Source organism: Vibrio tapetis subsp. quintayensis, from assembly GCF_030409945.1.
Classification (GTDB): Bacteria; Pseudomonadota; Gammaproteobacteria; order Enterobacterales; family Vibrionaceae; genus Vibrio; species Vibrio quintayensis.
The window spans coordinates 504054-515870 of sequence record NZ_JAUFQV010000026.1 but is presented as its reverse complement, the minus strand read 5'-3'; the positions used below and the strand labels follow the sequence as shown (position 1 = coordinate 515870).

Annotated in this window: 10 protein-coding genes; 6 read left to right on the top strand and 4 right to left on the bottom strand. The window is 44.4% G+C overall.

What is annotated here, in order from left to right; all coding sequences use genetic code 11:
• The first annotated feature begins 182 nt into the window (after positions 1-182).
• From QWZ04_RS12825 to QWZ04_RS12805, 5 genes are all read left to right on the top strand, one after another.
• A complete protein-coding gene (locus QWZ04_RS12825) occupies positions 183-932 on the top strand; it encodes a Slam-dependent surface lipoprotein (RefSeq protein ID WP_290328575.1) in 750 nt (249 codons plus the stop codon).
• Between the two features lie 78 nt (positions 933-1010).
• Positions 1011-2504, top strand: coding sequence for a surface lipoprotein assembly modifier (locus QWZ04_RS12820; RefSeq protein ID WP_290328573.1), 1494 nt, complete (start codon positions 1011-1013; stop codon positions 2502-2504).
• Positions 2505-2623: 119 nt separating this feature from the next.
• A complete protein-coding gene (gene exbB, locus QWZ04_RS12815; protein WP_290328571.1) occupies positions 2624-3571 on the top strand; it encodes a tonB-system energizer ExbB in 948 nt (315 codons plus the stop codon).
• A gap of 3 nt (positions 3572-3574) precedes the next feature.
• Entirely contained in the window at positions 3575-4006 is a 432-nt protein-coding gene (locus QWZ04_RS12810) for a biopolymer transporter ExbD (protein ID WP_102524960.1), read from the top strand.
• Entirely contained in the window at positions 4003-4911 is a 909-nt protein-coding gene (locus tag QWZ04_RS12805) for an energy transducer TonB (RefSeq protein ID WP_290328569.1), read from the top strand. Before QWZ04_RS12810 ends, QWZ04_RS12805 begins: the two co-directional genes overlap by 4 nt.
• Positions 4912-4970: 59 nt before the next feature.
• Here the strand turns inward: QWZ04_RS12805 and QWZ04_RS12800 are convergent, their stop codons facing one another.
• Both QWZ04_RS12800 and QWZ04_RS12795 read right to left on the bottom strand, forming a co-directional pair.
• Complete coding sequence (locus QWZ04_RS12800; RefSeq protein WP_290328567.1) at positions 4971-5660, bottom strand: pseudouridine synthase; 690 nt, start codon at positions 5658-5660, stop codon at positions 4971-4973.
• A gap of 114 nt (positions 5661-5774) precedes the next feature.
• Positions 5775-7067, bottom strand: coding sequence for a DEAD/DEAH box helicase (locus tag QWZ04_RS12795; RefSeq protein WP_290328565.1), 1293 nt, complete (start codon positions 7065-7067; stop codon positions 5775-5777).
• 178 nt (positions 7068-7245) lie between these two features.
• Here QWZ04_RS12795 and QWZ04_RS12790 point away from each other — a divergent pair, with 178 nt between their 5' ends.
• The gene (locus QWZ04_RS12790) at positions 7246-8487 is read left to right on the top strand and encodes a leucine-rich repeat-containing protein kinase family protein (protein ID WP_290328562.1); all 1242 of its coding nucleotides are present in this window, start codon (positions 7246-7248) and stop codon (positions 8485-8487) included.
• An 86-nt stretch (positions 8488-8573) separates the two neighbouring features.
• On the opposite strand, the gene viaA is transcribed toward QWZ04_RS12790, so the two are convergent.
• Both viaA and QWZ04_RS12780 read right to left on the bottom strand, forming a co-directional pair.
• Positions 8574-10022, bottom strand: coding sequence for an ATPase RavA stimulator ViaA (gene viaA, locus QWZ04_RS12785; protein WP_290328560.1), 1449 nt, complete (start codon positions 10020-10022; stop codon positions 8574-8576).
• Between the two features lie 27 nt (positions 10023-10049).
• Entirely contained in the window at positions 10050-11711 is a 1662-nt protein-coding gene (locus tag QWZ04_RS12780; protein WP_290328558.1) for an ATPase RavA domain-containing protein, read from the bottom strand.
• Positions 11712-11817: the final 106 nt, after the last annotated feature.

The following is an 11817-nucleotide window of genomic DNA, read 5'->3' as shown; positions in this document are numbered from 1 at the left end:
CTTACAAAAAAACCAAAAACTATTACGGATTTTGCGACTTGGCTCGGAGTATTAAATGAGACTTATCAACGCTGCCTATCGCGCGTAATGGCCGCCGATGAGTCTTACGAACGGTCTTTTACGACCACTACAGCTTGAACCTGATCTGCAGTAATGATGCAGTTCAATAGAAGGAAGATATAATGAAACCAGTTCAACTTTCATGGATTACCGCAGCGATGCTTGGCCTAAGCTCATTGGCTCATGCAGGCTTTGATGGCGCGATCAGCGACAACTCTTTACGCCAAGTTGGAGAATCTGAAGTATGGGTACCGTTTTTCCACTCAAAAGGTAAAGCGGGTATTGGTAGCGCTACCGGTAAACGTGTCGATTTCGATGGCCTAGCGGGTAATGTGTTCTCAAGTGACTATCGTGATCACAACAACAAGACTGAAAAAGGCATTCATACATCGGGCAGCAAGCACTTTGGCAATTCTCATTACAACTTTGCCCAAGTAGCCAATAGCGACATTTGGTTCGGCGAGTGGTACGAAGGTTCTCAAGATCAAGACTTCAACAACCGTACCGTGTACTACATTGGTAACGATGCGGGTACAACCGTCCCAACCAGTGGCTCGGCCACATACAAGATCACAGGTATCAACAAGTTTTCTGGCAACAACAAGTTAACGGGTACGTTTGATGCGGACTTCGGTGCACAAACCTTGTCTGGCGATATTTCAAACGGTTCACTCAACGTCAATGTTTCTGCGCAAATCAATGCCGCGACTGCCGCCTTTACGGGTAACGCAACCGCAACTCAAAACGCCGTCACTACAGCGGGTACTTCTCAAGGTCACTTCTTTGGTGCCGATGCAGCTTCCCTTGCAGGCTTTGCTAAGTTCGATACAAACAGCCAGCTAGACACCGCGTTCGGTGGTGAAAAGCAATAATCTAATTACGTTAGATTAAACAGCACCTCTCAGAAGTAGCTTCGGCTACTTCTGTTTTTTATCGCGGCAGAGCTAAACATGAACCTAATCCCCCCTTCAAAGTCATCCGTTTTGGTGTGCTTGTTATTCGGCTTTTCATTTTATTCGCTCGCTGATCAAGACACTAAAATTCAAATTCAACAACGCGATGAGTTAACCGCTCGTGAAACAGAACAAGCGCTACTCGCAGAAGAGACGAAAAAGGAACAGCAAAAAAATGAGCAAGCGTCATCCATCATCATTGACGGGGAAACATATCAAGTAAACGACACCGTTCCAGAGCTTGGGCAAGCGTTGTACTTATCAGTCCAATCTCGCCAATGGGCACTCGTATCTCAGTTTCTCACTCGATATGAGTCTCTTGAAGGTTTCGACCCTTTATTGGTTCACTACGCCAAAGCTGCGCTGTATCGTATCAAGGGTGAGCTATCACGAGCAGAACATGAATACTCACAACTGTTAACCTTGCAACCCGATTTTTTGCCCGCACAACTAGAACTGGCAAGAGTCCAGTTTGAAAATCAAAAAAACGCCGACGCCTATGAGCTGTTTTCTGTCATCGACCAAAATTTACCCTCCGATAACCCGCGTTCACAAGGGATCAGAAATACCGTAAACAGTTTTATGACCGCGGCTAAAAATAGAGACGCTTGGAAAGGATCATTTAGCTTTGGCCCTTCTTACAACGATAACCTAAACCAATCATCAGAATCGTACACGTGCTTAGCAAGGCTTCCATCAGGGCAATGCCGAGTCGAACGCAGTACTCCAGATGCGGTAAAAGGATCAGGCTTCGATTTTAATGCCAGCCTCAACAAACGCACTTCTCTGGTCGGTCATCATGGCATTGCTTTTACTGGCCTCGCCTACGGGTCGAGCTATCTGAATGACGATAAGTTCAATGAGCAAACATTACTCACCAGCCTCGGATACAGCTATCAAAACGCCCGCGACAAGTTCACTTTGTCTCCGCAGCTAGAATACAGCGCTTCGGGCAATAAAGCCCTCTACCTTGCGAGTGGTTTGAAGTTTGATTGGTTCAAAAGCTTAACATCATCGAGTGCTATGAAGCTCGAGCTCGAGGCTGAATATCAGGACTACCGCCCAGCACATCTTGACTATCAGTCCGATTGGCAATGGTCATCCTACTTCAGCTACTGGCACCAATTACCCAACAAGTGGTTGCTGTTTGGCGGATTAGATTGGACTCAAAAGGACAATGACCAAAAGGTACATGCTTATCAACTACTTGGCGGAAGGTTAGGCGTTAACCGAGCATGGGGTGACGCTGTAGACGTCAACCTATTTACGTCATTTAGGCAACGAAAATATGGTGATTTTAGTTCTCTGTTAAACGAAAGAAGAACAGATAATGAACAGAGTTACACACTGATGTTGTCATCAAAAGCCCTCTCATTTTACGGTGTTACGCCGCTGCTCACCTGGACTCATAAGCGGGTAACGAGCAATGTGGACTGGCTCTATACTTACCAACAAAACGAAGTTTCGCTCAAGTTAGAAAAAAGATTCTAAATTTATTCATTTTTCTTTACGGGTTTTGTTCTCTGATTCGGTATAGAAGGTAGGACAAAGGCACAAGCCTCTTTTATGGGTTGTGCCTTTATTGTGTTTTCCCATAAATCGAAATTTCAATGATGACTTTATTCCCAAAAACACTGCTTGTTTGGCTCGCTCTCGTCGGCAGTGCCTATGCACTCGATCAAAACGTTAACCTAGATAATACCCTGACTGCTCGCAGTTCTGCTGTTCACTCTGTCGTTTCAGAAGAAATCCATACCGCCGATAACACGGTCAAGCCAACCGCTGCGCTTAATGCTCTAGGACAAGAGCAAGAGCAAGAGCAACAGCAACAGCAACAGCAACAGCGCCCAATTAAAACGGCTAGCAAAGTCCAACACGACATGACACCAATGGGGATGTATCGCGCGGCGGATTGGGTCGTAAAGTCTGTGATGATTTTATTGCTGCTTGCTTCCGTTCTCTCTTGGGCACTGTTTGTTTCTAAGCAAATTCAAGTCTCTCTTGCCTGCAAGCACGCGGCCAGATTATTAAGAGAACTGATTGCTTCTGAGAATCTAAAAGAAGGAAAACAGCGTAGTTTCGATAAAAAGGGCGGCGGTTTGGCTTTAATCGACTCGGCGTTACACGAGTTAGAACTTTCAGCGATGGGGGCTGCTAGCAATGATGGCATCAAAGAACGAGTTCAGATCAGCTTAGAAAGAACACAAGCGTCTCTCAACAGCAAAATGACTTCCGGGACGGGCATTTTGGCAACCATAGGTTCCGTTGGCCCATTTGTTGGCCTGTTCGGTACCGTTTGGGGGATCATGAATGCTTTTATTGGCATTGCTAAAACTCAATCGACCACGTTAGACGTTGTCGCCCCTGGGATAGCAGAAGCCTTACTAGCAACCGCTATCGGGTTAGTTGCGGCGATTCCTGCGGTGATTATGTATAACCATTTTACGCGAGCCATTGGACGCTATCGGGCCTATTTGGCCGACATTAATGCGGCATTATTGGTTTTAGTAAGCAGAGACTTAGATCGAAAACCTAATACTCTAGGCAAAGCGGGATAACTCATGGCATTCAGACCCAACTCCAATAGTGATGAAATGGTGGAGAATCATGACATCAACATCACACCTTTAGTCGATGTCATGCTCGTACTTCTTATCATTGTGATGGTTGCAGCTCCGCTCGCAACCGTTAATGTTCCCGTCGATTTACCTACATCTTCAGCTAAGCCTCAACCCCAACCGGATGAGCCTTTTTATCTGACGGTGCAACAAGGCCTGATTTTAACCCTAGGTGAAGAGAAAGAAGTCAGCTTAGCGCAACTACCGTTAGCGTTAGATACACAGCTGATGGACAAATCTAAGCGTATTTTTCTACGAGCAGATAAAAACTTAACGTACCAAGATTTAATGACCGTCATGAATACGGTGGTTGCTGCCGGATACTCACACATAGCCCTTGTTGGCGAAGAGAAGCCTGCGGATTCCAATTCATGAATGACTTCCATCAACGAGAAAATCATTTTGATCAACGAAAGAGTCATGTAAATACCGATGGAAGCCGCCGTTGGTTTTTTGTCGGCATGACCAGCAGTCTCGCGTTACACGTGGGTTTTGCCGTTGCTTACTTTTGGACGCCGAATCATAATTACCAGCCGCCACCAGCCGCCGCACCGATCGCGGTCAGCCTTGTTGCCCCTTTATCGGCCCCGAATAAAAAGGTCAATGACCTTCCCCCAGAGCCAGATCAGCAAGCGACGATTGCTCGCATTCCAACGCCCATGGAGCCACCAGCTGAGAAACAAGAAATTGCGGATGAAAAACCAAAACTGATCGCCGCTGAATCAGACAAACCCTCTCAGTTTAAATCCATCGACAAGCTAGAACCAAAGAAAGCAACCACAGAGCCGAAGCAAGAACCTGAGCCAATAGCTAAGCAACCAAAAACAAAAGCGGAGAAAACCAAACCCCTACCCAAAAAACCTGAGGATCAAACACCTGACACGGTGCAATCCGTCGCGAAACAAGCGACGTCTATACCAACAATAGAGGTGAGTAAACAAAGTCAACAAGTCAGCGCATTGCAAACCGGACAGTTAAGTGAACAAGGGAAAATAGCAAGACTAAACTGGAAACAGGTACTGCACGCCCATCTAGAGCGTGAAAAACGCTACCCACGTAAAGCCAAAAGAATGCGAAAACAAGGCATGCCGATCATTCGTTTTACACTCGATAGAAAAGGCAAGGTTTTGGGAGTAAGTTTGATAGAAAGTTCAGGAACGGCATCACTCGACAACGAAGCTCTAGACTTAGCTTACCGAGCCCAACCTTTACCTGTACCTCCCAAAATAATTCCAGATAATGAATTAACCCTAACGTTACCAATCAACTTTTCAATGTAACTGCATGCTGGCTCAAAGAAATGTGATGGACCAAAAGGCCTATGTGCCAAATGGCGCATTTACTTACGAAATGACCGCACTTCATCAGCGGTAAGATAACGCCATTGACCTAACTCAAGATCTAAATGAATGTCACCAATTTGCTCTCGGTGAAGGGAAATAACACGGTTGCCTATGGCCTGAAACATACGTTTCACTTGGTGGAATTTTCCTTCTGTTATCGTGAGTAGTACCTCGTTTGAGGTTACACTTGATAGCTTAGCTGGCATGGTTAGCTTTTCTTCGCCTTGCAATTGAATGCCGTGTAGGAATTTGGCCGCAGCATCTTCCTGAATCGGTTTCGAAAGACCGACGCGGTACGTTTTTTCACAGTGTTTTGATGGTGTAATGATATCGAATGACCAACTGCCATCATCGGTAATCAAGACCAACCCAGTCGTGTCTGCGTCCAACCTACCCGCAATGTGAAGCTCTGATTTGTTATCTATTTCTATATGATTAAATAGCGATGGGTAAGCTTCATCTATATTAGAGCAAATGGTATTGGCAGGCTTGTTCATGACTAAGTAACGAAATGGGCGAAGCGTGAGAAGTTCACCGTTCAAAGTAACCGAATTACTTTCATGCACTTGCGATCGCTCTATCGTCACGACATCCCCATTCACTTCAACATGCCCTATCACGATCTGCTCTAGGGCTTCAGCTTTGGTTAGCTGGGTACTTTTACAAATAAACTTATCTAGGCGCACTACAAACCACACTTTCTGCCGACATTAACCCACTATTATCTATCGAGGTCGTTCGAAAACAAGCAAATACCCGATAAAAAAGGCTCTTGATTTTCACACCAAGAGCCTCTGAGACTAGTCGTTATTTCTTAACCAAACATCGCCATTATTAGCCGCTTTCTTTTTACGTTTTTTCTTGCCAGTACCTTCTGGTGCCGCCATTGGTTTTGTTGCCTCTAACAGTGCAGCAATCGCCGCTTCATCTACTTCAAAACCGGCAACTTGCTCACGCTCCAATCGCACTTTGTTTTTCTTTTCGATGACTTTAAAGTGGTGGTAATCTTCGTAATCAATCAAAGATAACGCCAGTCCCACTTCACCGGCGCGGCCACTTCGGCCAATTCGGTGCATGTAGTCTGAAGGGCTTCTCGGTAAGTCAAAGTTAATCACAACGGGCAGTTTTTCGATGTCTAAACCACGTGCAGCGATGTCCGTTGCGATTAAAACATCAATTTCACCCGCTTTAAATGCTTCAAGTACTCGGCTACGAGCACCTTGGCCTTTATCACCATGGAATACTTCTGCAATGATTCCACGTTTGTGCAGTTTGTCGGCTAAGTGTTCACAACTATTTTTCGCGTTAACGAAAATAAGCGCCTGACGCCATTGATGTTGGTTGATCAAATGCGATAGAACCGCTGTTTTTTCACCCTTATTAACCGTAAACACTCGTTGAACTAACGTGCTGGTGTCTGTGCTTTGTAACTGCACTTCAACAGGGTCGTTAAGCAACTCTTGAGTCAGCGCTTGTACTTGCTCAGGAAACGTCGCTGAAAACAACAGAGTCTGTTTCGTCTTCGGCAACTTGGCTAGTAACTCAGATAATTCTTCAGTAAAGCCTAGGCTTAACATACGGTCTGCTTCATCTAGCACTAACGTTTTTACTCTGTCCAGCTTAACAGCATTACTTGAAATCAAATCAAGTAGTCGGCCTGGAGTAGCGACTAGAATGTCGGTGCCGCCACGAAGAGCAAGCATTTGTGTGTTTGCCGAAACACCACCAAATACCGAAACGGTTTTGATCGCGCCATTAAAATGCACCGCGTAAGATTTAATGCTGTCTGCCACTTGTTTCGCGAGTTCACGTGTAGGCACTAAAATTAGACCACTGACGTAGTTGCCTTTGTCAGTGCGAGCATTTGATAACTTTTGTTCGTGCAACTGCTGCAACATAGGCAGAGCAAACGTTGCCGTTTTACCTGAGCCAGTATTTGCCCCTGCGATTAAATCTCTACCGGCCAATACACTTGGGATAACTTGCGCTTGAATAGGCGTTGGTTGTTGGTATTCCAGTTCCGTTAGTCGAGCTAACAAAGGGGAAATAAGGCCAAGTTCAGTAAAGGTGGTAGGCGTTGTAACAGTGCTCATGAATAATAAAGGCTCAAAGCTAAAATAATGACCGACTATTTTAACTTACTTTGCCCTATTCGGTTAGCAAAATTGTACCCACACAACCTTATTAGCGCCTGGATTGCATCGACTTTAGGATGCAAATTCCTGTAGACTGGCGACCGCTCTAACTCAACTCAACCATGGACAACTCGTTTTGCACACAGTCTCACAGCTAAAATCCGGTGAATTAGTCGGTATTCAACGCCTCAGCATATCTGAAAACCTCACCACTTTTCCTATGGAAATACTGTCTTTAGCTGACAGCCTTGAAGTGCTCGATCTTTCTAACAATCAATTATCTAGCTTGCCAAGTGAGTTAGCACAGCTCCACAAACTTAAGATCATTTTCGCGTCAAATAACTTGTTTGAAACACTTCCTGAAGTATTAGGTCTGTGCCCTAACTTGGAAATGGTTGGCTTTAAGTCTAACCAAATTAAGCACGTTCCAGAGTCATCGCTACCGGAACAATTACGCTGGCTGATCTTGACTGACAACGAATTAGAAACACTGCCGAACTCGTTGGGTGAACGTCCAAGAATGCAAAAGCTGGCACTTGCAGGTAATAAGCTCACTTCTTTGCCTGGCAATTTATCGAAGCTGCATAACTTAGAGTTGGTCAGAATTTCTGCTAACCAACTAACAGAATGTCCAGATCAATTATTCGGTTTACCGAAATTGGCATGGCTGGCTTTTTCAGGCAACCCATTTAGCCGTTCGGATATTCTTAATGATTCCGTTCCACAAGTCACCTCTGCTAGCTACCAACTAGAACAAGTACTAGGGCAAGGTGCATCTGGCGTTATTTCAAAAGCAACATGGCTTGAAGAACAAGCTCAACTTCCGTGTGATATCGCAGTAAAAGTATTTAAAGGCGAAGTGACCAGTGATGGTTATCCAGAAGATGAGCTGCAAGCGTGCTTAAAAGTCGGCAATCACCCAAGCCTCGTGCAATCATTAGCTCAAGTAAAAGAAGAGGGCTATTTGGCGCTTATCATGAGTTTGATCCCCGCACACTTTGCAAACCTTGGATTACCACCAAGCCTACAAAGCTGCACTCGAGATACTTTCCCTAGCGATTTTAGCTTAACCATCGCGCAAATAGACAAGATGGTTAACCAAATGAAAGAAGTATTTGAGCACCTGCACAGCAACCAAGTGTGCCATGGCGATTTATACGCCCACAACACCTTATTTGATGCTGAAGCGAACATCATTTTTGGTGACTTTGGCGCTGCAACTATGTATCACATGCTTTCAGAAGCACAGCAAGCTCAAGTTAAAGCCATTGAATACCGAGCTTTGCAGCACTTCATCGACGACTTATTGCAGGTATGCGAATCGTCCGATCGTGATAGTGACCGTTACCTTCAATTGCGTCAGGAAGTCATCGCTTAATCTGCATATACAAAAAAGCCTACGCTCACTTTATGAATACTAAGTGACGTAGGCTTTTTCGCATTCTATATTCTACAAAACAGGCTTTACCAACGCTTCATCAATCGATTGACAACGTTAGGCGTGTAAGTCCAACAGTGGTCAAACATAGACATCAGCTCCGGGTTACCATATTTAGACAAGCAGATGGCGTGAAAGCGATTGGTTTTCGATTTTAAGGTATTCACCTTTTCTAAAATATGCTCTGGCTGCTTAGGTGCAATAAAGTCTGAAATAACGACTAAATCGCCGTTGCGATATTTGTCGGTAGACATCAAATCAATTGAGTTTTCAATCACCGGTTCTATCTCGGTTCCGCCGTGAAAACTGTAGGATAAAAAGTCACTGGCTTCACGTAAACCATCTTGCTTGGTCAATTCATAGGTGATCTGCTCTGTTGAGAAGATGATAACAAAGCAGTCTCGCTCTTCCGCCAACGCTATTTGCATCAATGCGTAAGCCATTGCCTTTGCACACTGCTCTGGAAAACCTTCCATAGAGCCTGAGGCGTCTACACACAAAATAAACGGCCCTTTTTCTTTATCTACCTGTTTATTTTCTGGTGATTGTGCTTTTACTTTACGCAAAGTACGACGTTTGCCTTTGGTTCGGTAATTCATCAAGCGTTTGTCGATTAAGTGCTTATAAAAAATCACTTCAAGCTCAGGGTATGCCAAAAACATGGTTTCGTTTGGTAACAACTTACTGAGATCATCACCTTCATGAATACCCACAATATCATCGGTGGCCTCATCACTTTGTTCTTCGACCATTTTTAGCTCTTCAGCCGGCGATTTATTCAAGCTAGGGTCATCAACATCGCTTGCCATTCGCCCCAATGTTGCCGCGATTTTCTGTAGCTCTTTGTTTTTCTTTAAAAACTCAGCATGACGTTTCATCACTGCGAGATCCGTTTTCGACAACTTGGCTGAGGCCATATCCCATAAGCGACCAATACTACCAACGTCTCCCGATTCGGTGACTGCATCCATGCTTTTCATGGTCTCGATACGCTGATAAAGATCGGCCAGTAGCTTTTCTTTATCGGCTTCCAGTTCTGATACTTGCGCTTGCTTTAGCGCTTCACTCAAACTTTTGTACCACTCATCACAAAAGTAATGGGCAAACATTGGGTTATTAACCCCTTTGTTTTTTTCAAGCAGTCGGCGTGCCGGCAAATAAAACGACGAGTGCCATTCTAACTGTTTTACTACGTCGTCTATTTTGACGAAAAACTCGTCTTCGCTCCAATGGACAACCTCTTGATATAGGCTGAGTTCCTTTTGAAATCTTTCAGTTTCGCATACTCGAGTCATTTTATGTTTAACTCGGCCACGCCATTTAAGTAAATGGTTTTTAAGGGACGTTTTTACCCCTTTATTATTGTCGGCTACTAGCATCACCTGAGACCGCCCCAACAAATCGTTGACAGCGGTGTCGATCATGCCTGAATCTGCAATCATCAAGGCTAGGTTTAATCCGTCGGCTCCTAACATAGGCGCTCCTTCACTCTGACAAAAACATTATTCAAAATACTGCGCCAAGCTTTTTACACGGCGATGGGATTTTTCGCTTTCTAAACTTGTTTTTTCCAACTCTAATCCGAGGTTTTGAATGGTCGACTCCATTTGTGTTGGCAGGTCAGGTTCAACAAAACTGTGTGGCAGAGCGCCGTGAAAGTTGGATTTTACTTGGCGTAAGTGATGTTCGGCTTTCGTCAACTCTTCAATCGCTTCATCACCACGTCGACACCAGTTTTGATATTTTGCGCTGTCCAATCCTTTATGGGTAACCAAACCAACCAATACGGAGCGATTTGCGATGTCTTTAACGATTAAGCAATTATCGGCATCGACATCTAGGCGTATTCGGCACATGCTAGTATTTTGGTTAACATAGCCATACACATCACCGCCACCGTCTTTAATCGCACGTTCAAGTTCATCCATCGCCATATACACCCAGCGACTATCGCCTTTCTCTGATTCAGAGACCGACATATTGCTTTGCAGTAACACTAACTTAGCCAAACCGGATGCATTACCTACCTTGTAACGTTTAGCTTGAGATACATCGCAACCATACACTTCCTTACGCAACAGCTTACTGCTTGTTTCTAAGCTTAACGTCATAGAAAATTCGGCTTCAATTTCATTTTGAATCTGAGCCAGTTCCTCGCGGCAAAACTCTGTCTGATTGGAAATCTGGCTTTGATCGAATGCATGATGGATTGCAAAGTCATTCATGACGTCATTGACGATCAAGCGCGACTCCGGGCTGTGCCACAAACAATCGCGTAGAAGCAATAAATCAAGCGGGTTAATCGAATCTCGGCCATTGAAATAGGCACTGGCTTTAAGCAGCTTGACTGCTTTTTTCCAACGACGATCCGAGATATACAAATCAGAATTAAGTGATTCACCACCGTTGTCTTCTACACGTTGTTCGATCAGTGTTTTTAAGGTGTATAGCTTTTCAAAACAGGTTTCATTTAATTCAAGAGTTTCAAGTTCTTGCTGCCATAAACCGTATTCTTCGTCAGTAATAGCAAGGCCAGGTGGTATTTGTGCTTCTTGCGGAGTACCTACGGTAAGCATGGAGCGAAAATTCTGCTTATGTTGAATTCGATTAACAAAAATCCGCACGACCATTCGATCATACAAGGCTTCAAGGCCGCTATCTTCATCTGGCAGTTCGTTAGACGCAGAGATAAGCAGGCGCATCGGCACTTTCTGTATCTCATTACCATTTTTGAAGGTCTTTTCATTCACTACAGTGAGCAAGGTATTAAGAATCGCAGGGCCAGCTTTCCAAATTTCATCAAGAAAGACGACTTGAGCTGTAGGGAGGTAGCCTTGAGTTAGTCGAACGTATTTACCGTTGTCTTTTAGCTCTTGGATGCTTAACGGGCCGAAAACTTCTTCGGGCGTTGAAAAGCGTGTCATTAAATAGTCGAAGTAACTGCTGTTATCAAACGCTTGGATCAAGCGCTTGGCTATTAGGCTTTTTGCAATTCCTGGAGGGCCAAGCAAAAATACGCTTTCACCGGACAAAGCAGCCAGTAAACACAATTTAATGGTGTGTTCACGTTCATAGACGCCATCAGACAACGCTGTTACCAGCTTGTTGATCCGCTCAGAAAGCAGCGCTTTTTCAGCGTGATTTCTTGTTTTAACTCCTAACATCCCTATTCCCTCAGTCCAAGCGGCACAAAATTTTCATCTAATACAATTTTATACATTTGTTATCACTTTGTTACAAGTGGCATTTTTAATTATTCAGAACTTATAA